This is a genomic window from Marivivens sp. ABH4_498 (genome assembly GCF_056160585.1).
This window is the reverse complement of the sequence record NZ_JBSWXL010000003.1, coordinates 57,173-78,798: the sequence shown is the minus strand read 5'-3', so window position 1 is coordinate 78,798 and position 21,626 is coordinate 57,173. Positions and strand designations below refer to the sequence as shown.

The 21,626-nt window shown below is 53.7% G+C and carries 22 protein-coding genes and 1 tRNA gene; 11 read left to right on the top strand and 12 right to left on the bottom strand.

Features of this window, described 5'->3' with window-relative positions; translation table 11 throughout:
- The 4 genes from ACXAGA_RS07695 (at position 1) to ACXAGA_RS07680 (ending at position 4,186) form a co-directional block, all read left to right on the top strand.
- Positions 1-288, top strand: a complete 288-nt coding sequence (locus tag ACXAGA_RS07695; protein ID WP_475116904.1) for an MSMEG_0570 family nitrogen starvation response protein — start codon at positions 1-3, stop codon at positions 286-288.
- 11 nt (positions 289-299) lie between these two features.
- Positions 300-1,580: an MSMEG_0569 family flavin-dependent oxidoreductase gene (locus ACXAGA_RS07690; RefSeq protein ID WP_475116903.1), complete on the top strand. Its 1,281-nt coding sequence runs from the start codon at positions 300-302 to the stop codon at positions 1,578-1,580.
- Positions 1,577-2,350, top strand: coding sequence for a Pnap_2097 family protein (locus tag ACXAGA_RS07685; protein ID WP_475116902.1), 774 nt, complete (start codon positions 1,577-1,579; stop codon positions 2,348-2,350). The genes ACXAGA_RS07690 and ACXAGA_RS07685 overlap by 4 nt, the downstream gene beginning before the upstream one ends.
- Positions 2,351-2,695: 345 nt before the next feature.
- The gene (locus ACXAGA_RS07680; RefSeq protein ID WP_475116901.1) at positions 2,696-4,186 is read left to right on the top strand and encodes a tyrosine-type recombinase/integrase; all 1,491 of its coding nucleotides are present in this window, start codon (positions 2,696-2,698) and stop codon (positions 4,184-4,186) included.
- 1,665 nt (positions 4,187-5,851) lie between these two features.
- On the opposite strand, the gene ACXAGA_RS07675 is transcribed toward ACXAGA_RS07680, so the two are convergent.
- Complete coding sequence (locus ACXAGA_RS07675) at positions 5,852-6,754, bottom strand: AbiTii domain-containing protein (RefSeq protein WP_475116900.1); 903 nt, start codon at positions 6,752-6,754, stop codon at positions 5,852-5,854.
- Between the two features lie 340 nt (positions 6,755-7,094).
- Here ACXAGA_RS07675 and ACXAGA_RS07670 point away from each other — a divergent pair, with 340 nt between their 5' ends.
- Positions 7,095-7,730 (top strand): recombinase family protein, encoded by a 636-nt coding sequence (locus ACXAGA_RS07670; RefSeq protein ID WP_475116899.1) that lies wholly within the window; start codon positions 7,095-7,097, stop codon positions 7,728-7,730.
- Positions 7,731-7,824: 94 nt separating this feature from the next.
- Here the strand turns inward: ACXAGA_RS07670 and ACXAGA_RS07665 are convergent, their stop codons facing one another.
- The 5 genes from ACXAGA_RS07665 to ACXAGA_RS07645 form a co-directional block, all read right to left on the bottom strand.
- Positions 7,825-8,730, bottom strand: coding sequence for a TIR domain-containing protein (locus tag ACXAGA_RS07665; protein WP_475116898.1), 906 nt, complete (start codon positions 8,728-8,730; stop codon positions 7,825-7,827).
- Complete coding sequence (locus tag ACXAGA_RS07660; protein WP_475116897.1) at positions 8,727-9,008, bottom strand: hypothetical protein; 282 nt, start codon at positions 9,006-9,008, stop codon at positions 8,727-8,729. Before ACXAGA_RS07660 ends, ACXAGA_RS07665 begins: the two co-directional genes overlap by 4 nt.
- 64 nt (positions 9,009-9,072) lie before the next feature.
- Positions 9,073-10,866 carry a restriction endonuclease gene (locus ACXAGA_RS07655; RefSeq protein ID WP_475116896.1) on the bottom strand — a complete coding sequence of 598 codons (1,794 nt, stop codon included), beginning with the start codon at positions 10,864-10,866 and terminating at the stop codon, positions 9,073-9,075.
- Between the two features lie 379 nt (positions 10,867-11,245).
- Positions 11,246-11,335: transfer RNA gene (locus tag ACXAGA_RS07650), tRNA-Ser, on the bottom strand.
- Positions 11,297-11,485: a hypothetical protein gene (locus ACXAGA_RS07645; protein ID WP_475116895.1), complete on the bottom strand. Its 189-nt coding sequence runs from the start codon at positions 11,483-11,485 to the stop codon at positions 11,297-11,299. Before ACXAGA_RS07645 ends, ACXAGA_RS07650 begins: the two co-directional genes overlap by 39 nt.
- Here ACXAGA_RS07645 and ACXAGA_RS07640 point away from each other — a divergent pair.
- Positions 11,475-12,143, top strand: coding sequence for a DUF4130 domain-containing protein (locus ACXAGA_RS07640; protein WP_475116894.1), 669 nt, complete (start codon positions 11,475-11,477; stop codon positions 12,141-12,143). The genes ACXAGA_RS07645 and ACXAGA_RS07640 overlap by 11 nt on opposite strands.
- Positions 12,144-12,191: 48 nt before the next feature.
- Positions 12,192-12,866 carry a hypothetical protein gene (locus tag ACXAGA_RS07635; RefSeq protein WP_475116893.1) on the top strand — a complete coding sequence of 225 codons (675 nt, stop codon included), beginning with the start codon at positions 12,192-12,194 and terminating at the stop codon, positions 12,864-12,866.
- Between the two features lie 43 nt (positions 12,867-12,909).
- On the opposite strand, the gene ACXAGA_RS07630 is transcribed toward ACXAGA_RS07635, so the two are convergent.
- The gene (locus ACXAGA_RS07630; RefSeq protein WP_475116892.1) at positions 12,910-13,365 is read right to left on the bottom strand and encodes an NUDIX hydrolase; all 456 of its coding nucleotides are present in this window, start codon (positions 13,363-13,365) and stop codon (positions 12,910-12,912) included.
- Between the two features lie 149 nt (positions 13,366-13,514).
- On the bottom strand, positions 13,515-14,612 hold the full coding sequence (gene ychF / locus ACXAGA_RS07625; RefSeq protein WP_475116891.1) for a redox-regulated ATPase YchF: 1,098 nt from the start codon (positions 14,610-14,612) through the stop codon (positions 13,515-13,517).
- A 248-nt stretch (positions 14,613-14,860) separates the two neighbouring features.
- Between ychF and ACXAGA_RS07620 the strand changes: the two genes are divergently transcribed.
- The gene (locus tag ACXAGA_RS07620) at positions 14,861-15,478 is read left to right on the top strand and encodes a 50S ribosomal protein L25/general stress protein Ctc (RefSeq protein WP_475116890.1); all 618 of its coding nucleotides are present in this window, start codon (positions 14,861-14,863) and stop codon (positions 15,476-15,478) included.
- 118 nt (positions 15,479-15,596) lie between these two features.
- Here ACXAGA_RS07620 and ACXAGA_RS07615 read toward each other — a convergent pair whose 3' ends face one another.
- Positions 15,597-17,753 carry a DEAD/DEAH box helicase gene (locus tag ACXAGA_RS07615; RefSeq protein WP_475116889.1) on the bottom strand — a complete coding sequence of 719 codons (2,157 nt, stop codon included), beginning with the start codon at positions 17,751-17,753 and terminating at the stop codon, positions 15,597-15,599.
- 110 nt (positions 17,754-17,863) lie between these two features.
- Between ACXAGA_RS07615 and pth the strand changes: the two genes are divergently transcribed.
- The 3 genes from pth to ACXAGA_RS07600 are packed head-to-tail and all read left to right on the top strand — an operon-like array spanning position 17,864 to position 19,977.
- The gene (gene pth / locus ACXAGA_RS07610) at positions 17,864-18,562 is read left to right on the top strand and encodes an aminoacyl-tRNA hydrolase (protein WP_475116888.1); all 699 of its coding nucleotides are present in this window, start codon (positions 17,864-17,866) and stop codon (positions 18,560-18,562) included.
- Positions 18,559-19,590 carry a DUF2332 domain-containing protein gene (locus ACXAGA_RS07605; protein ID WP_475116887.1) on the top strand — a complete coding sequence of 344 codons (1,032 nt, stop codon included), beginning with the start codon at positions 18,559-18,561 and terminating at the stop codon, positions 19,588-19,590. Before pth ends, ACXAGA_RS07605 begins: the two co-directional genes overlap by 4 nt.
- A 12-nt stretch (positions 19,591-19,602) precedes the next feature.
- Positions 19,603-19,977, top strand: coding sequence for a DUF2237 family protein (locus ACXAGA_RS07600; protein WP_475116886.1), 375 nt, complete (start codon positions 19,603-19,605; stop codon positions 19,975-19,977).
- On the opposite strand, the gene ACXAGA_RS07595 is transcribed toward ACXAGA_RS07600, so the two are convergent.
- From ACXAGA_RS07595 to ACXAGA_RS07585, 3 genes are all read right to left on the bottom strand, one after another.
- A complete protein-coding gene (locus tag ACXAGA_RS07595) occupies positions 19,962-20,495 on the bottom strand; it encodes a helix-turn-helix transcriptional regulator (RefSeq protein ID WP_475116885.1) in 534 nt (177 codons plus the stop codon). The two genes, ACXAGA_RS07600 and ACXAGA_RS07595, sit on opposite strands and share 16 nt — an antisense overlap.
- Positions 20,496-20,497: 2 nt before the next feature.
- On the bottom strand, positions 20,498-20,923 hold the full coding sequence (locus tag ACXAGA_RS07590; RefSeq protein ID WP_475116884.1) for a hypothetical protein: 426 nt from the start codon (positions 20,921-20,923) through the stop codon (positions 20,498-20,500).
- A 70-nt stretch (positions 20,924-20,993) separates the two neighbouring features.
- Entirely contained in the window at positions 20,994-21,602 is a 609-nt protein-coding gene (locus tag ACXAGA_RS07585; RefSeq protein WP_475116883.1) for a hypothetical protein, read from the bottom strand.
- Between the last annotated feature and the right edge of the window lie 24 nt (positions 21,603-21,626).

The following is a 21,626-nucleotide window of genomic DNA, read 5'->3' as shown; positions in this document are numbered from 1 at the left end:
ATGCCCGAAACCCACTGGACCGTCCGTTGGCCAAATGGCCAAGAGGAAACGCTCTATTCGCCCTCCTCCGTGATCGCCGATTTGTTCACCGCAGGCGAAACCTATCCCCTGCCCGATTTCCTCACCCGCTCGCGAATCGCGCTGGAGCGCGCCTCGGACCGCGTCAGGCGCAAATACGGTTTCGCCTGTTCCTCCGCCCTCGACCAACTTGACCGGATCGAGGCCCGTGTTGCGGGTTTCGAAACCCTTCCCGATCCGCAGGTCACCTGCCTCTCCATAACCCAATAAGGAGCTTTCCTATGACTGCATCCATCCCCCACATCCCCGTTGTCATCGTCGGCGGGGGCCAAGCCGGCCTGTCCGTATCCCATACACTGGCCAAGAAAAACATCGCCTCCATCGTGTTCGAGCGGAACGAAAAATTCCATTCGTGGCGGGTCAACCGCTGGGACAGCTTCTGCCTCGTGACCCCGAACTGGCAATGCCGCCTGCCCGACTTCCACTATGACAAGGAATACGGCGGCACCGACCCCGACGGCTTCATGCTCAAGGACGAGATCACCGATTACCTCGATGCCTTTGCGCAGATGGTCGGCGCCGATCTGCGCGAAAACGTCGATGTGACCCGCGTCGCCCCGCGCGAGGGCGGCGGCTTTACCGTCGAAACCTCTATCGGCACCTGGACCTGTGATCAGGTGGTTATCGCCACGGGCGGATACGACACCCCGATCGAGCCCGCCTATGCCAAAAACCTCGACCCCTCGATCATGCAGATGCATTCCGTCGACTATCGCAACGTGGACCAGTTCCCCGATGAAGGCGGCGTGCTGATCGTCGGCACGGGCCAGTCGGGCGTGCAGCTTATGGAGGACTTCACCCGCGCAGGCCGCGATGTTCATCTGGCTGTCGGTCCCGCCCCGCGCAGCCCGCGCAAATACCGTGGCCGCGATGCCACCGATTGGCTCTATGACGCGGGGCACTATGGCGTGACCATCGACACCCACCCCGACCCGATCAAGGCGCTGACCCAGACCAACCACTTTATGTCGGGTCGAGACGGCGGCAAAGAAATCGACCTGCGCCGCGCCCATCTCGACGATGGCGTCTCTCTTTACGGCTCGCTCGCCGATATGGACGGCACCACGGTGAAATTCCTGCCCGACCTGCGCAAGAACCTAGATGACGCCGACGCCTCTTATGTCGGCATCCGCACCCAGATCGACGCCTACATCGAACGGAAAGGCATCGACGCGCCGACCGAACCGCCGTTTGAGAAATGCTGGGAACCCGACAGCGAGACCACCGAGATCGACCTTACCGAGGCGGGGATCACCTCTGTCCTCTGGGCCATCGGATTCAAACCCGATTACAGCTGGATCGAAGCGGATGTCTTCGATGAGCGCGGCAAGCCTGTCTACAAACGTGGCGTGACCGATCATACGGGACTACATTTCATCGGGCTGGGTTGGCTCAACACGTGGGGCTCGGGCCGTTTCCTTGGCATCGAGCAAGACAGCCTCTACCTCGCCGAGCAGATCGCCGCCCAACTGGCCGAGCAAAACCAAGTCGCCGTCGCATGATCCAGTCTGAAATCGATGTGCCTGCCCCTGAGGGGCGGGCCGCTTTTCGCTCCACGCATGTGGACCTCGGCATGGCTCAGCTCTGCGCATTCGGCCTGTCAGAGGACTGGCTCTTGCGGACCTGCGGTGATCTGCATTGGCAGATGATCGCGCAGCGCGCGGGCCAAGCTGGGATCGCCCTGCGTGACGATGCGGGCCGACCCGTCTACGCCGCCTTTTGCGCCACCGATCTGGAACTGAAGGGCGCGCATGGTCAATTGCTCGGCACGCGGATCACGATCTCCTCGACGCTAAATCGCATGCGCGGCAACCGCCTTGGCTCCACGCACATAGTGAAAACGCCCCCAGGCAGGACCGTGGCGCGGCTTTACATGATCACCTGCTTTCTGCGCCATAACGAGACAGGCTCAAACCGCCGCCTCCTGCGCAGTGGCCTGTCGGGTCTGGACGACCTGCCTTGCGCATCGGGCGCTCTTTTGGATGTGGATCGGGCCGCCCGCGCGACCGCGAAAGAGGCCCATCCCCGCGCCCCGCGCTGTCTGAGCTACGCCCCCACCCCCGCGCTCGATTTCAATGCAGTGGGTCTGCTTTATTTCCCCACCTATTCCAAGATCGCAGGTCTCGCCATGCCCCGCACGTCCCCTGCCCTTCGCCGCAGTGTGACCTACCTGTCCAACCTCGACCTCGGCGAAGTCGTTCATGCCGAAGGCCAGAGCGGCGACTTGGTCCTACGGGCGGGTGACGGGCGGGCACTTGCAGTTATCCGTTGACCGCCCCGCGCGCGGTGCAGCACTGCCCGACGGCACTCAGCACTGGATTGGAAAAGCCCGGTCGCCTTCAAACGGAAAGTGGCCTGAAAGAGCCCTAGGGGCGGCACAAAAACGCGACAGGTCCGCCTTTGCCTGACTCGTGTGTTTTCTGGCTCATGTGGTCCATCATGCACCACGCCCCTTGGCGTGCCACATCGATTTTTCACCTTAAAAATGAGATGCTTATAAATAATGGCGGAGACGAAGGGAAGAGAACCCAAACCCACAAATACCCTTTTATTTATTTACTTCCAAAGCCTTACACCTATGTTTTTGGTCTGATTGATTGGTCTGAATGAGAATATAATGGCACGTAATGGCAGCAGAAAGCCGAATAGACACCTTACGCTGAAGGGAAAAACTTACTGGGCCAAGATTGAAGTCCCCAAAGATTGCCGCGCAACTCTTAGAAATAAGACCGCAATAGTTGAGAGCATGGAGACCGGTGATATAAGCATTGCCCGCCAAAGGCGTGATGAATGGGAACTATCAATTAAGAAAATTTATCAATCCATCAGAAACAACACCTATGACCCCGCAGGCACTGCTACTTCAGCCGCAGCTCGAGGTGAAATTTGGCGTGAGGCACTGATGGCGCTTGAGAGAGCAAAAGAAATTGAAAGTTACAGCCAGAATCATAGACACCAAGCTAAGACTGATGATGTACCGCTCTCAGTCGAAGAAATGGATGAAGTTTATTGGGCCAGCGAGGACGATCTTTCTGAGGCTGTGTATGCCGAGGAAGCTTATAGAGAAAATCTCAGAGGAGCCGATGCAGAAGCATACGACAATGCTCTGCACCAAAGAGTTCCTTTCGATAATTTTGTCGGACAGTACCTTAAGTCTGCAAATCTCGCAGAAAAGACCACAAAAGAGCGACGTGGCTTACTAAAAATGGTGAGCGATTGGTACTCCACCAAAAACATCAATTTAGCTGACCTCAACAGGAAGTTAGCTGGTTTCTACGTATCTGAAGTCTTAGAAACACTGGACCCCTCCACTGCAAACAAGCGGCTTGGAGCCATTCGCGGGTACTGGAACTGGCTTTATGCCAGAGGACATATCGATGAGACCCTTCATCAAATCTGGGAGGGGCAACTTCTTAGGCGAAATAAGAAGCGTATCGAGCGAGGTGAAATGCGCGGCCACAAAGAGCGGCCATTCACAGATGATGAGGTCGCAGCCCTGCTCTATTCAACTTGGCCAGACAACATGAAAAAGGTTTCAGACCAAGCTTTAATACTTGACGCTCTAAAAACGTCCCTGCTTTCTGGTATGCGCATCGCCGAAATCATTAATTTGCGAGTAGAAGATATTCAGCAAGACACACAACAGCGCCTCTATTTTACAATTCAGGAGGGAAAAAACGCGAGCGCCATCAGAAAGGTTCCAATTAGCAACCTCGTCTCTGAGATGATACATACCCGCCTCTCAGGAAAGAAGCCCTCTGACATGGTCTTTCATGAACCTTGGACCGGCAGAACACAGCGACAGGGTTCTGCAGCTGATCAGTTCGGAAAAGCTTTTGCAAGATACAGAAAGAACATCGGAGTGCATGACCAGCCAGAAGGCAAGCGTCGCAGTTTGGTGAACTTTCACTCTGCTAGACGCTGGTTCATCACTGAAGCTAGGCGTCAAAACATTCCGTTGGACCAAATTGCTGCAGTCGTTGGACACATGGACGATACGCTCGGAAATAAGATCACACGACACTATTTTGGTGGGTTTAGCGATGAGCAACTTTGGGAAGTCGTTAATGCAGTCGCTCTTCCGAGTAATTCCCACCTCATTTCATAGACCAATTAAGCTCATGCGGCATTCACCTAGCACCAAATCGTAAAGAGACACGAACACCGCATCTCTGAGCTCTGGAACAACGCGACCCTAACAGGGCATCGGCGCGACTAGGTCTGGTTATCCCACGCATTTGGACAAAATCCATATCGACGAGAGATCACCAAATGACCAAATCACATCAAACTGCTGGTTCTACCAGTCAGGACCAAAAGTGCTGTGCGCACTGCAACAAAGCCTTCCAACCAAAACGAAAGGACCAAAGGTTCTGCGCGAAGCCATGCGCCAAAGCTGCCACTAGAAATGCGAAACGAGGGTCGCGAAAGCTTTTAGACAGTCCGTCCGAAAAGCGCCGCAATGAGCAACGAAGCAAACGAATGACCTCATTACGTAATGCCTTCTACGAGACGCCTCCAGCTTATCGTCCTGCGTTCCTACAGGCCCTAATAAAAGAGGCAAGAGGTAGCAGAGAGCTTACCTGGTTAGCTACAGAACGCTCCAAATTGAACCCTAAGGTCAATTCGTCTGCTTCGGGGCGGAAGCATATTGCTTCAATCCTCGACCATTACTGCCAAGAGGTCTACCGCATGAGATCGTTCGAGGTGTTAGATCGTGAAAAGACCCTTCCCTCAATGGCCCAGCTAGTCTTTCCATCCGAGTATAGAGACCCATTTGCGGTGCCCGTTTACGAAGATGGAAGCTTGAAACGAAGGCCATGCCCTTGGGAGACGTATAAGCTCCGAAAGTCCCTCCACCATATTAAAGGGGAAACCTTAACGACAACTAGTGGAGCAACTTAGCGTGTCCCTTGCGCTGCCCAAGCAGGTGAAGACCAGTCGTTTTGACGTAGCAACATCGGAGATTGTCCGCCTTCGGTGTTGAAAGCACCGCTCAAGACCCATCTCAGGTGGGTAATTGTTTATTATTTATCAATTACTTATCAATTAACCCACGCATTAGAACAAGTATGAATCAAGGTTATCTATAAAGTGTTACTTAAGGTTCTAGTTTAAGTATCACCCAGAAGGGTACCTGAAGGTTCCCCCTCCTCCTCCTTCTTCACCTAGAAAAGTAACATAAGGTCTCTATAGGAGGTGGAGGCCATAGGGACGGAAGGCCATCCCATTTACATCATAGAAATCTGAGACCCTGATAATGATGGATGCAACCGTTCAAGCCCCCCTCGGGGGTGACCTTCGCTTGGCTATCTTCACAAACCAATAGTCTGCCACTTGCGTTTTCATATGATGAAGGGAGGAGGAGGTCTAATAGCAGAGGCCTCGACCTCTCTAGGGTCTCAACCAGTCTTGCTACTTCGGCAGCTACACCAAAGATGCTTAAGCATGTTCAAGGCCACTAGCGTCACACCAACCAGCCCTGTGATTACTAGAGACCAAACGCTCTACCGAACATTGGCTAGATGGTCCTCACCTCGAAGCAGGTCAAGCTTGGGGGTCCCAAATAGACTAGACATCCTTCCAAACCACAAGTTTCCTAACGCTTGTAGCTATAATAACAGACCCAACGCCGAAGCTCCTATCGGACGCAACTTTTGGCCCTATTCATCATTATAGCACGAAGAAGGTTGGAGCTCACTGTCCTTGGTCTACTCCACAAGATTTCGTCTCGCGGCCACTACGCGCACTACACTTTTACTAGAGCAACCGCCTAACCGCCCCCTAAAGCTCTTAAAACCCCTCCAACCAACTGCATCGCACCTTCGGCAGTGAGATTGCCGGCAGCGCCCGACAGAGCAGACCGAATATCGATAAATAGACCTTTTAGCTTCGTTGTGTCCGGCGCATCCTTGGCGGTCTCTATAACGGCAGCATCAACAACGCTTGATAAACTATCACTCGCACCGGCTTGAACGAGAACAGGCACAACGTTGCGCAACTTATCCAAAGCTTCTGAGATTTCTGTGACTTTATCGACAGTTAAATTTACGTCTCCGGTACTGTTACCCGACCCCATATTACCTGCGAAATTATCGATATTACCTATATTAAATGTCGTCATGACGATTTTAGCACTTTCAAGTTCTCGGTCGTCAAAGGACAGCCCTTCACCGACGACTCCGTTTCGCTCCATTTCAAGAGCCCAATCAAGGACTTTGTTGCGAACAAAATCAAGAATACCAACAATCCCCCCCCTTGGGAGTTTCAAAATCATTTTTGAGGTTTCGAAATCTAGATATTTATTCAATTCTATTACAGCTTTGTCAGGCACCGGGTAATGATACTCACCACTATCATCTCTGTGGGAAATAAGGTCGCGGAGCCCACCGATGCCCTGCCGAACCTCGGCCGTACCCAACATTTCTGCTAGCTCAGCATCTCTAAATTGGACAGGAATCCACCCATGATAAGGGTTCCACGCCTCAAGCCGACCGCGCAGAATTCGGTGTCTCGGGAGCTCACCACTGTAGCCGTTAAGCTCGCTTTCAACCCAGCCCTCCAAGTCACCCAGTCTCAGTTTGGTAGCGGCCAATTTTAAACGGCGCAGCAAGGACTCGACGGGAACGGTATCATCAAGGCAGGCTTTCTGAATTTCTACGATTAAACCACTCATGAAAAATTCCTACTCGGTGCTCACGATCAAAAATTTATAACTAATTACAATCTAATACCGCATTCGTTCTTAGATCTCAATTATCGCCAATTAAGAGAATACACTGCAGTGGTTTCGCCCCTAACTATTACCGCAAGCTGCTTGACACCTGCAAATCTGAGGACCCCATTTTCCCAACTGGCATCACTAAAAAATCATCAGGAAACATTTTTTGTCCGATAGGCTATAGCTTTACGGACACTTCAAATGGTGACCGCTCAGGTGTCCATTAGGGTTGACTTCGATCAACGGACAGCCCATTTATCGGACACAACCCTAACGAACACCCTAAGGAAACCTTATGGCGACCATCCTCTATGCCCGTGTCTCGACTTCTGAACAAACAATTGACCATCAAAAGTCTCAGGCGGAGGCAGCAGGCTTCGCGATAGACAAGGTGGTAGCGGACCATGGTGTGTCTGGGGTCTCGACTACCCTCAAAGAACGTGAAGAAGGCCGAAGGCTGTTTGACATGCTCCGCGAGGGAGACACGCTAGTTGTGCGATGGGTGGACCGCCTAGGTCGGAACTATCAGGACGTGACGGACACTATCAGAGAGTTCATGCGTGGTGGCGTTGTCATCCGCACTGTCATCAATGGTCTGACCTTCGACGGGGCGACCACAGACCCGATGCAGGAAGCCGTGCGAGACGCTCTCATTGCCTTCATGGCCGCAACGGCTCAAGCCCAAGCAGAAGCCACGAAAGAGGCCCAGAAGGCCGGAATAGCGGCTGCACGCGAACGTGACCCCAAGAGCTACCGAGGTCGCAAGCCAAGCTACAGCCGCGATCAGCTAACATTGGTCTTAGAGATGCTATCGCAAGGCGAAGGTACCTCTTCGATCTCAAAAGCCACGGGACTTTCGCGGCAGGCGGTTTTACGCATTAAGGAAGACCCAGCGAATGCAGAGGCGGCATTGGAGGCATGGAGCGCTTGAAGCTTTGATCATTGAGCCATACGCATGAGCTTAAGGTTCACACTGAAACTTGGCCATCAGTAACCGGCTTGATCATTGCTGACACAAGCAACAGCTAGCCCATGACCCTATTCCAATCGATCTTATGGCCGGCCGCTTGCAATTCACGACTTAGCGAAGACTTCCAAGCTCCGGCGACATCCATATTCTCCCACACAACTCCTGCAAAATCTGTCGGAATGGAAACATCTCCGCGCTTTAGAACGCACACTTTGTCTCGGTTGAGCTTCGACATAAAATACCCAAGTTCAAGAAGAACATTTTGGCGAGCACGAGGCTCTAGCTCTGAGTCACCCTTCGCTTTACCGAGATCATCGGGCGTCAACAATACGACGGCAAAACCAACATCAGAATAGGCCTCGATCTTCTCAATGACCGACATGCCCTTGTTGGCTTGCTCATTCAGAATGATTGGCTCGAAGCCGATCTTCATCAGAAACCGCGCCACTTCCTCTCGCGCACCGGTATCGTGCCCGTGAACAATGAATACTTTGTTTGTCAGCGGAATTATCAGTTCGGGACTTACGTTACCACGGCTCTCGACGTATTCTTGGTAGTCGCGGAAAAATGGGATGATTAATTGACCTACCACCGCGTGAACGGCACTGATGATCTTATTAGAGCCCGTCCAGTAGTAGGTGCGACCAAAATGCGAAATAGCCTCAGGGTCGCTACTGAACTTCAAGACAAGCAACAGCTGAAGGCCCATTGTTTTCAGATCATCATCTGGCCAAGGAAGTTTCGCGCTACCAACCATTGAGCTTTTCGAGCTTTCTCCTGAGGCGAGAAATGCGTCGAGGTCTAAGCCTGAAGTCAGTTCTTGATTGTACACCTTTAGATCATCGTGCTGGAGCAGACGCCCCAGTTTGGCAAGATGTTGGTGATAAGACTGAAAGTCGGCCTGTTGAAGATCTAAAAGTGTATTTTTGATCTTTTTGAATATGCTCTGCGCCTCACTCATTGGTCATCCTCAAGGCGTGCTTGAGCTGCGCTTTCAAGAATTTGCTCTCGAAACTTATCTTTCAATTCCTGAACTAATTCTTCGACGAACTCATTGCGATGGGTGTCAGCAAGCTTGTCGTCGACCATCCGTTCCATTGTGGATATGGCTTGCTCAATGCTAGCTGGGTCTTCGGGGTCGAATGAAACCGTCCCAAAATCTCCTTCTATCTCCTCTAATGCTTTAACAATACGGTCGAGACCCTGCTGTAACTCATCGAGACCTTCGATTTTCAACACTCTTCAACTCCAATTCCACCAAAGATAAACAAATGGAGAGCGTTTCCCTCCGAACAAGTCTTTACTATGACAATTTTGCATTTGCGTAGCCAAGTTCTTGTCGTGCTGCCTTGAGATCAATTTGCGCGTTGACACCATGCTTGGAAAGCAGGTGGAGAAGGTTGGCCCCGTTGAGCAGCGTGATGGGCTTATCAGCAGCAAACTTGTAAGCGTCCGGTCCATAATCCGCAGTGGTGACCAAGATGCCCTTGCTGGCACCTTCATTCATCACGGTACCATAAAGGTCTCGCACCGCAGAGACCCCAACAGTTTTGGTGTAGCGTTTAGCTTGAATGACGATCTTACCGCCGGTAATCGGGTCCGGGTCAAAAGCAACCGCATCCACTCCACCATCCGAGCTTGATTGGGTTACTTTTACTTCACCGCCACGACTCGCGAATTCTTTTTCAAAGATTTCCCTTACAAGGTGCTCGAAGTCGTCCCAGCTCATCGCCGCGACATTCATGCCCTCATCTACCCCAGCAGCAACTTCACGCCCCTCGATAAACCGCCTATCAGCTGTATCGAATTGAATAACTGGAGCAATCGCTGCGAGGCCACTTAGCGAAGCCGCAGAGACCCCCTTGAAACTCTTAAAGCAGGCCTTTGGGTCTACCGCAGCGAGGTTTACTTCAAGAAATTTACCCCGTTCAAAGACGGCAGACATGATTGTTAAGTCTTCTTCTTTGCCAGTAGCCGGGTCGGTATGGCGCACAACACCATTAAACAACACAGAGTCTATATTGTTTGGTGTATCAGCCTCGAAAAGCTCATGAACGGTACGTAGGGCAACCTGATAGCACAGGCTATCATACAGTCGTTTTTGCTCTGCTTTCGATATGCTGGTGGTTTTAATTTCTCCGGTGGAAGCAATAAATCGAGCCGTCTTGGGGACATCAACAACTGATGGAGTTGGGAGCATAAATTCCACCCTCATCAACCTATCGTCTTCATCAAACTCTAAGCGGTAACTTCCCTGAAACCAGTCTGGATATTCCGAAGCATCCAGTACGAGTGAGGCATGCTCTACAACAGCGGCAGGCGAGCCAATAGACCATTGTTCTTTGAGGTCTTGGATACTTCTGTTGTGCTGATCTCGCTCTTTGGAAACACGAAGCGCTTCGGTCTCCTCTTGTTGCGCCCACGCTTCACCCTCAAGCTTCCAAGCTTGTAGATTCGCCTCGTGAGCAGAGGCTATTTCCAATAACTTTTGCTCATATTCTTTAAGATGTTCTTCATGCTCACTGCGTACTTTTTCACACTTGGCTTGATAACGCCCTCTTTCGTCCGCGATCAATTTAGAGGCTTGCCCCAACAAACGTTGGAAAAAAGATATTTGCGGCGGGAAGTATCTTGGAAGAATCAGCTCTGGTTTCTTTGGAGCATTTGACGATTTGGGTTCCGCCTTGGGAAATGGCCTAAACTCATATTCCTCATCTGACGTCAAACTGTCCCAATCGACAGTATCATCAACTTGAAGCGTTTGGTTTAGAAGCCTTTCGAGTTCGCCCAACTTTTGTTCAGCCTCAGTGACTAACTCAGCCGCTAACTCTTTACCTGCCTCTCGGTCGCCTTTTGCGATATGAGCTTGGTACTTCTTATCCCAAGCTAACATTAACTCGTTTAGTTTTTCTTGAAGTGTGTAACGATCAGCACCGCTAATTTCTTTGAATAGCCCAAGCTTATTGTGGGTGACTGGAAGATAAATCCGTGTGATGGCACCTGATTTATTCTGTGTAACACGTGGCTTACCAAGTCGGATTAGCTTGGTGTGTCGCTCTTCGACTTTCAGGGTAAAGGAATGGGTATAACTATTCATTTATCAAAACTCACAAGTTGTTGTCGTGAGTTTAAGCGCATCAATCACGCTAAACTAGATAGAGATTTATTTTTACACGCAAGAGGTGCGACCGCAGGTTCGCGGCGGTCCGCTATCCGTTAAAACTTCCACATACGGACGAATTGACCACGCAGACTATCAGAGACCTTTCCTCAACTCACCATACCTTTCAACCAGAGGCCCCGGCAAAGCTATGAGCAAGACTCCATGACTCGAGACCAGTCCGCCCAGCGCAGCAAGAGCAAGAGAACGCAATAAATTGGAAAATAAAAGTTGGTCTGATTGATTGGTCTGGATTGGCAGCGCCGGCCCCATCAACACGTTGATAAATATACGCTTTTGCCAATTTTCAGAATAGTGGCGGAGACGAAGGGATTCGAACCCTCGAGACGGTTACCCGCCTACTCCCTTAGCAGGGGAGCGCCTTCGACCACTCGGCCACGTCTCCGTCGACCCGTTTATCTGCGACCAAAGGGGAAAACAAGGCTGGAAAGTAAGAAAATTCATCGCGGCGGGTAGTTTGTTCTTTTTGGGATTTGCACGCACGCAAAAAGAACATAAAGTGAACAAAAAAACCAGAGCCTACCATGGTCGACATCACTTTACCCTTTGCCGGAACCGTTTCTGCGTGGCGCCAAACTGCGCGGCGGCTTTTGGCTGCGCGTATCCCACCCGAACATTTGCAATGGAAAATCGGGACGGCGCTGGACATCCCGCGCCTGCCTGCGGAAAAATTCAAGGTGCGCGTCCCCGAACGGTTTGTGCATTTGTCTGATGTGGCCGGCTGGCACGAAGCGCAGGACCGCTTTGCCCTGTTGTATCGCACGGCGTGGGGATTGCGTCTGAAACCCGCGCTATTGACCGATAGCAGCGACCCCGACATTACCGCACTGACAACCATGGAGCAGGATGTTCTGGCATCGCTGAAACGGTTCAATCAACGGCTGCGCCTGCATGAATTGCCATCCGGTTCGTCGCGGCGTTTGTTCGCCGGTTGGTGCGATATTCCGCAGGATCCGCTGGAAATCGCCCTGCCCCGGCTCAGGCGTCAATTTTCGGAATTTGATTGGGTGATCTACACGCCCGCCCGCGCGATCCGGTCGACCGCGGGCGAAGAATTCATTTTTCGCCCACCCGAACGCCCCGACCTGCCCCGCGACACGACCGATGACCGATGGGCGGAATGGCTAAGGGCGCAGGAATGCCCCGCGTACCTAGAAATAACCAACCACTGGCCCGAAAATTACATAAGCTGAACACAATCCACGCCGACACTGCCTGCATTGATTTCTATGGGGTGTACGATGCTAGGTGGATTTAGCGCGTTACCAACAATCTATGAGTTCATCTATGAGCTTCTATCGGGCGCCAGCGACTTCCCGCAGATCGTCAACACGGTACTCGTGCTTGCGATTATGGTCGCTGTTCTGCTGCTGTTGGTTTGGCTTGTCGGCCGATATCAAGAGTTTCGCCAAAACGATGCGAAATCACCCCGCGAAAGGGTACAAAGCCCGCGCCAGAAAGAGCCGCAAAGCCCCCGCACCTTTGCCGATGCCGTCGAGTTGGTCGAAACCGGCACAATCCGGAACAAGATTTTGGAAACCAAAATGGTCGATTGCGCCGTGCCGATCGAAATGATGTTCACCGATGCGGACCACGGGCTTGTCTACCAATTTGAACTTGGCCATGTGTCAAAAGACGAGGTGATGGATTGGTTGCAGGTGACGCGCGCTCTAGAGCTGACCGAAATTTCCGAAATTTTGGAAGAAACCGGGATTATGCATGATGTGATCTGCCATCCGGATGCCGACTTTGAGCTAGACATTGGAGGCGAGACATTGGGCGTTAAGCTCTGGAATCGGGCCTATGAATTGAACGTCAAAATGGAAGAGATCGATGGAATAGCCAAGCTGCGGTCCGCGTGCGAACGTCACTTACGGCAAAACGCGCCTGACATGCTGCCTCTTCCGACCTGGTAAACCGAGTTTGGACACATGTCAGCAGTGCGGGCAAAGCTGTCGTTCAGCCTTCCCCCAAAAGATGCGCTTTCAGTCCCGAAGGATACAGCTGCGGGCCGCCGGCAATGTCTAAGCTTTCCAAAGAGAACCATTCCGCAAAGCCGATGGTCCCATTATCTTCAGTGAATTGGATGCGCTTTTCCGCGGCAAAGGTGTTAGGCGGAAAAGACACGTCAAAGATCGCAACAATCTCATGCCCAAGACTGCCTTCATGAACGAAAATGTTTTCCATGAAAGTAGGAGGCGAAGCAATTTTCACCGTGATTCCCAGTTCCTCTTGAAACTCTCGAACGACCGCAGCCTCTACCGTTTCACCAAACTCGACTGCTCCACCAAGAGGTCGCACGCCCGTCACGCGCCCCGCGTCATCAAGAACTTCAGCCGCAAGAAGCCGACCGTCGCGCCAATGCAGGCCTAACGCCTTGAGTCGTATTCTGGATGCAGGACGCCATGTGCTCATGCAGAAGGATTACAGCAATGCGCGAACGACCGCAAAGGGCCCACAGCCGACACGCACATGGGTAGCGTCGCACCGTACGCGCCAAAAGGCCGCTGAAATGCCCGAAATGGCAAAACCACCTCGGGCATTTCAATAACTGCTTTACGCGATCAGTTGTTAAACAAGAAATGCATCACATCGCCGTCTTTGACGATATATGCCTTGCCCTCTGCGCGCATTTTGCCGGCCTCTTTGGCACCGCCTTCGCCCTTAAATTCGACATAGTCGGCATAGGCGATCGTTTCCGCACGGATAAAGCCTTTTTCGAAATCACCGTGGATCACGCCAGCCGCTTGCGGGGCGCTGGTGCCTGCCTTGATGGTCCACGCGCGGGCCTCTTTCGGGCCAACGGTGAAATAGGTTTCCAGCTTCAGCAATTCGTAACCTGCGCGGATCAGGCGATCCAGACCGGCTTCTTCCAGACCCATCTCGCCTAGGAACATTTCAGCTTCTTCAGCGTCCAGCTGGCTGATTTCCTCTTCGATGCGGGCGGAAATAACCACGGTACCTGCGCCCTGCTCTTCGGCCATTTTGGCGACTTCGGCGGACTTGGAATTGCCCTCAGCAGCCGAGGATTCCTCGACGTTGCACACGTACAGGATTGGCTTCTGGGTCAACAACTGAAGCATTTTCCACTGCTTCATGTCCTCGTCCGAAACCTCGACCGTGCGCGCAGGCTGGCCGTTTTCCAGTACCTCTTGCGCAGCGGCCAGCAGGCGATCCTGCTGCTGGGCTTCTTTGTCGTTGCCCTTTAGCTTGCGCACCAGATTGGCGCGGCGTTTTTCGATGCTTTCCAGATCGGCCAGCATCAGTTCGGTTTCGATCACCTGCGCGTCCGCAACAGGATCTACGCGGCCCTCAACGTGGGTGATGTCGTCGTCTTCGAAACAGCGCAGAACGTGAGCGATAGCATCACATTCGCGGATGTTGGCCAGAAACTGGTTGCCCAGACCTTCGCCTTTGGATGCACCTTTGACCAGACCCGCGATATCGACGAACGTCATGCGGGTTGGAATGATCTGCTTGGACCCTGCGATTTCCGCCAATGTGTCCAGACGTGCGTCAGGCACAGCCACATCACCGACGTTCGGTTCGATCGTGCAGAATGGAAAATTCGCCGCTTGCGCAGCAGCTGTTTTTGTCAGCGCGTTAAAGAGGGTCGATTTACCGACGTTCGGCAGACCCACGATACCCATCTTGAATCCCATAGGACCCTCCTATCTAGTTGATTGGCTTCTAAGGCCGGGCGCTGGTATGCGCAAGTATTGCGCGCCCAAAGCCGAGTGGGGGCTTGCCCCCGGCGACGCTTTGGGCTCTTCCCGCGCGAATATCGCGAAACATGGGAGAAACGGGGCGTTTTGACCTTTGCAAAATAGGGATTCGCGTGTAAGGGGACGGCTTCTAACCGGGCTGGCACACCCTTGGAGGACAGCCCCTTTATTTTTGGAGAATTAAAATGGCACGTGAGATTCCTGATCTTATCGCCACGGAACGTACGGGGACAGGCAAGGGGGCCGCTCGTCAAGCTCGTCGTGATGGCCTGGTACCAGGTATTGTTTATGGTGGCGGCGCAGACCCTCTGCCGATCAACCTGAACTACAACAAACTGCTGCAGAAACTGAAACAAGGCCGCTTCCTGTCGACCCTGTTCAACCTGCAAGTCGAAGGCCAAGAAGACGTTCGCGTCATCTGCCGCGGCGTTCAGCGTGACGTTGTAAAAGACCTGCCAACTCACATCGACTTTATGCGCCTGAAACGCACCAGCCGTGTGAACCTGTTCGTGCACGTGGAATTCGAAAACCACAAAGCAGCACCAGGCATCAAAAAAGGTGGCGTTCTGACCGTCGTTCGTTCCGAAGTTGAACTGAACGTTGTTGCAGGCGACATTCCTGAACAGATCGTTGTTGACCTGACCGGCAAAGAAATCGGCGATGTGATCCACATCTCCGAAGTGACCCTGCCAGAAGGCGTGAAACCAACCATCGAGCGTGACTTCGTTATTGCGAACATCTCGGCTCCATCGGGTCTGGTTGCAGGCGGCGACGACGAAGAAGAAGCAGCAGCAGAAGAGTAATCTTTGCGTTTCGACTGAATTTAGAAAACGGGGTCTTCGGGCCCCGTTTTTTATTGGCCCGCTGTTAGATACGACAGCGCCACAAAAAAGGGGCCGCAGCGGGCCCCTTTTTCAATTCTTATTTTCTGAACGATTTGCCGCCGCCCTTTTTCGCGAAAGGTTTGGCATCAGCGCCTTTGCCTTTCACGCGGACGCCTTTGCGTGGTTTGCGGCCTGCAGATGGGTCGTTCACGTCAAACTTTGGTTTGTTCGACTTTGGCGCGCCATCGGTCTTTTTCTTGAACGAACGGTCCTTATCGGATTTGGACACGGCGCTTTCGAATTTCGAAGGACGTCCGCCCTTGTCATCCCTGCGCGTCTTGCGGTCTTTGAAATCACCCTTTGGACCACGATCGTCGCGCGATTTGAAATCACCGCGAGGCTTGCGATCCTCACGCGGTTTATCGTCATAGCGTGGCTTACGATCTTCGCGCGGTTTGTCGTCGTAACGTGGCTTGCGGTCTTCGCGTGGCTTATCGTCGTAACGTGGTTTGTCATCACGCGATTTGTAATCGCCGCGTGGTTTGTCGCCGCGACCTTTGAAATCGCCGCCCGAACGGTCACCACGTGGGCCGCGATCGTCGCGCGATTTGAAACCGCCGCGTGGGCCACGGTCATCACGTGGTTTACGTGGACCACGATCATCACGAGATCCGCGATCAGGGATGGATGGCGCTCCGTCCATTTTCGACAGGGTCAGGCCCTGCTCCATCCCGATGGTTTCACCTTCGCGTGCAACCAGCGCCGAAGCGTCAGCTTCTTTCAGCTCGATCAGGGTCGCGTCATCGGTGATGCGGATCTTGCCGATTGCGGTTTTGGAAATGCCCGCCTGTTTGCAGATCATCGGCAGAATCCAACGCGGCTCTGCGCGGCCATTGCGACCGATCGACAAAGAGAACCAAGTGGACGGACCGAAATCTTCGCGCGGCGCGCGTTCACGGGTCGCACCGCCCAGCTCTTCTGGTGCGCAGCGACGTTCCTGATACAGGCGCAGATAAGCTGCAGCGACCTGTTCCGCCGAATATTTATCCAGCAGTTTCGCAGCGAACTTGGACTGATCTTCGTTCAGGGCTTCGCTGAAAACAGGGCTGCCGATCAGGCGCTCTTCTTCGCGGGCTTGCACTTCTTCTGCGCTAGGCGGATCGATGTTTTCTGCGTCCAGCTTCGCCCATTTCAACAGGCGGCCAACCTTGTGGCGGTCACGTGGGGTCGCCAGCAATGCCGAAATACCTTTGCGGCCCGCGCGGCCGGTACGGCCCGAACGGTGCAGCAGGGCTTCGGTGTTTTGCGGGGTTTCGGCATGGATCACCAATTCCAGACCCGGCAGGTCGATACCGCGTGCAGCAACGTCGGTCGCCACACAGACCTTTGCGCGGCCATCGCGCATTGCCTGCAATGCGTGGCTGCGTTCGGTCTGGGTCAGTTCGCCCGAGAGCGACACAACTTGGAAACCACGGTTCGACAGACGAGCCGTCAAACGGGCCACAGCAGCGCGGGTGTTGGCAAAGATGATCGCGTTGTTCGGGTCATGGAACAATAGCAAGTTGATCATCGCGTTTTCCGCATCATGCGGTGCGACGTTCAGCACCTGATACGAAATATCGGCGTGCTGTTCGGTTTTCGACTGAACCTCGACGCGGACTGCGTCTTTTTGGAATTCTTTGGCCAGTTTCGCGATCATCGGCGGCACAGTGGCCGAGAACATCAACGAACGCTTGTCCTCGGGTGCTTCGCCCAAGATGAATTCCAGATCTTCGCGGAACCCTAGGTCCAGCATTTCGTCGGCTTCGTCCAGAACGATGGCGCGGGCCATCGACAGGTCCAGCGCGCCGCGTTCGATGTGGTCACGGATACGGCCAGGGGTGCCCACAACGATATGCGCACCGCGTTCCAGCGCGCGGCGTTCGTTGCGTGGGTCCATACCGCCAACGCCCAGCGCGATCACAGCGCCGGTTTTTGCGTATAGCCATTCCAATTCGCGGCCGACCTGAAACGCCAGTTCGCGGGTTGGTGCAACGATCAGCGCGGTTGGCAAACCTGCGCGACCTGCGTTGCCGTCTTCGTCCAGAATGTCGGATGCGATTGCGATACCAAATCCAACTGTTTTACCCGATCCTGTCCGTGCGGAAACCAGCAAATCCTGCCCTGCCAATTCTGGGTTGGATACGGCTTCTTGTACGTCGGTCAATTTGTCATACCCGCGCTCGGATAGCGCGGCGGATAGGGTCGGGATCATGTCAGGAGGCTTTCGGGTCAAAAGGTCAAGGCCGCCGAATACACGGGGCAATGCCTTATGTATATAGCAAATATGTTGGCTCTGCCATGCCCTGAGGGTATGGGTAGGATATGAAGTTATTTGTAGGCCTCGGCAACCCCGGCGCGAAATACGCGCAGAACCGTCATAACATCGGGTTTATGGCATTGGATCGCATTGCAGACGACCACGGGTTCACCCCGTGGCGGTCGAAATTTCAGGGCCAAACCAGCGAAGGCAGGTTTGGATCGGAAAAAGTCATCCTGCTGAAACCCGACACATTCATGAACCTATCGGGTCAATCTGTGGGCGAAGCCATGCGGTTTCACAAACTGACCCCTGCGGATGTCATTGTTTTCCATGATGAATTGGACCTAGCCCCCGGCAAATGCCGCCTGAAAACGGGTGGCGGGCATGCGGGCCACAACGGTCTGCGGTCGATCCATCAGCACATCGGTGCAGACTATGACCGCATCCGCATGGGCATCGGCCACCCCGGCCACAAAGACCGCGTTGCGGGCTATGTCCTGTCCGACTTTGCCAAGGCCGATCAGGATTGGCTGGACGATATGATCCGCGGATGCAGCGATGGCGCGGCCGATTTGGCGGCAGGTGACGGCGCAAAATTCATGAACGCAGTCGCCTTGCGGGTGAACCCGCCGCGATCGGGGACAGGCCAACAAGGTAAAAAAACCGCGCAACCTGCCGAAAACAAGAAAAAGGATTCGCCTACCGAACCCGAAATCGACAACCGCAGCCCATTGCAGAAACTGGCAGACAAATTCAAATGACCGAACGCCTGACCGAAGCTTTGTTAGATCAGGCGAAAGCCTGCGAAAAACTGGGGTCGCCGTTTATGCGAACCTTGTTAGAGCTTTTGGCAGAACGTTTACGCCCCGACACGCCGTTGAAGAAACGGCTATTCAACTGGCCCGGCGATTTAGGTCCGGCGGCTGAATCTTTGCCGTTGCGCCTGACGGGGGCGCTTCATGCTTTGCGGATGTTGGACCGCTGCGGATTACAGGACGCTTATCCGCCGAATGACCTAGACATCGAAATCCTATGGGGGGCCGTTGATTGGGCGCTGGACAAAGAAGCGGCCTATATTTCGACCTTTATCGACAGTCCGCCCCAAACGAACGAAGTCCGACGAAGCGCTGGCCTGATCGCGGCAGGGCAATGGCTACATCGCCGCTATGGGCTGCCGATAGATTTGCGGGAAATCGGGTGCAGCGCCGGTCTGAATTTGATGTGGGATCAATTCGCGCTGAACGTAGACGCCGCGGTCTTTGGCCCTGCAGATAGCACCGTGCAACTGACCCCTGATTGGCAAGGCAATCCCCCGCCTGCGGGCCCCGTTACAATCAGCGATCGGCGCGGCGTTGATCTGGCCCCGATTGACGTTCACGGCCCGATCGACCGGTTGCGTCTAAAATCCTACATCTGGCCCGACCAGCCGCACAGGATGGACCTGACAGATGCCGCGATTTCCATGTTCAACGCGAAAATCGATCAGGCCGACGCCGTCGATTGGCTAAGTAAATCGTTGTCGACGCGTAAAGGTCATTTAACTTTGGTCTATTCGACAATCGCATGGCAGTATCTGCCCAGAGACGCGCAATACCGCGGCGAAGCGATCATGGAAATGGTTGGACGCGCGACCAATGCAGATGCGCCTCTTGCGTGGTTGCAGATCGAAAATGACGGCAAAGGCGATGGGGCTGGGATATCGTTGCGCCTGTGGCCGAATGATTTGAAACTATCGCTGGGGCGCATGGATTTTCATGGTCGGTGGCTTCACTGGGCACCGCCCGTTTAAGAAAGGCATCAGATGTACGAACAAGATCCATCCGTGAACGTCTACGGTGACCCTTTAATCCCCTGCTCTGCCGATCCGTTGACAGGGTATTTCCGTGATGGGCACTGCAACACCTGCAGCGACGACACCGGCAGCCACACGGTTTGTGCCGTCATGACGGATGAATTTCTGGCCTATTCCAAATACGTCGGAAACGATCTGACAACGCCCGTTCCTGCGTTCAATTTTCCCGGCCTAAAGGCGGGCGACAAATGGTGTTTATGTGCCGGACGTTTTCTGCAGGCCGCCGACGAAGGCTGCGCCCCGCTCGTTGACCTAAAGGCGACGCACAAAAACGCCCTAGACATTGTACCGTTGCAAATTCTGGAACGTCACGCCGCCGCCTGACGGATGGGCGCTGCGGTTTCGGCGTCTAACAAATCTTCGATAAACAGGCTGATCAACTGAGGGCGGCCCGATACACCTGCCTTGCGATAGATCGATGCGGTCTGTGCCTTGACCGTGCCTTCGGATGTGTTGCGCAAAGATGCAATTTCAGCCGTTGTCATGCCTTTGATCGCAAACAGCGCGACATCGCGCTCCGCTGGCGTCAAAGCCCATTGTTCAAACCGTTCTTCGACCAGTTCACCAAAGGCACCAGAGGCTGCGCGCAAACGGTTTTCAGCATTTTCTGCGCGGCATTCGGATTTCCGCAAAAGACGTGCGCCCAGAATAATCCCAGCGATCAAACCAACTGCGGCAATGATTTGAACGATTTCAAATAACTGCCAAGGAATAGGCGGCAATACCCCGCCCGTCACCGACGACAGCAGTTCCCAGACAAAAACACATGCACACACAACCTGCAGCGAAATGACCATCACGACGCCCAGAGACGCTGCCTGTAGTCTGTTTACAAAATCCATATTCAACGTTCCCGTGGGGGCCGATCATCGCCCTTATCATCATTGTCGCGATCAGGCGGTTCAGGCCTATCGCGGTCTTGGTCATCTGGTGGCTGGGGGCGATCGGGGCGTTGGTCGTCGTCATCCCTTTCATCAAAAGACGGAGGAGGCGGCGATCCATTGTCACCCTGCGGTTCAGGGCGCGGATTATTGTCCTTAACGCGATCCCGCAGGATCGCACCGGTGGTCGGTTGAATTACGATTTCACGACGACCATCGGCACCAATTGCGACGATCCTAACACGCCCCAACAGTGTTCGTTCGATCTGCACATCGGTGTAACCTTCGGCAATCAATTGGGCTGCAATCTCCTCTGGAGTTGATTGCGCATGCGCAATACCGCCCCACAACAGACCAGCCCCCAAAAGTGCCATTCGCAAAAGTTTCATAATGTGCCTTACCTAGCAGTCATCGCCGCTAATTATCGCGACGATGAGGGTTTAACGAATAAACGAAAGATTACCGTCGCCCGTTGGGGCCATTTTTTTCGCCGCCGCGCCCGCCATGACCACGGTCATTGCTGCGATCGGTACGTTCCGGACGGGTTTCATCAGTTTCGTCAGTGGTTTCAGTAGAATCGGTTTCATCAACATCGCGCGCGGGGCGGCCACCGTTATGACGTTCCGGACGGGTCGATGTTTCTGTGGTCGTCGTACCGGTCGCGCTGTCATAGTCAACGTCGTACAGCGTTTCGCCGTCTGTCGCCAAAACGGTCACGCCGCTGTCGGTCGACCGTACCGACACAACGGTATAGCCCGCCGCTTCGGCCGCTGCGATGGCTGCTGCCACATCGTCAGACGATGCCGCGGTAACGTCATCACGGACGGATACGGTTGCGGTGACGGATTCGCCCGACGTCGTATCATAGTCGATATCGTAATAGCCCGATCCATCTGTGGCTAAGACCGATACGACCGTTCCATCGCGCGATGTGCGAACGGCAACAACGCTATAACCTGCCTCTTCTGCGGCGGCGATTGCTTCGGTCACGGTAAGTGCATGAACAGGCGCTGCAAACACCCCTGCAAACAGCGCGACGGTCGGGAAAACTCTGGTAAAAATAGACATTGGACTGGCCCTCGTGGTTTGACT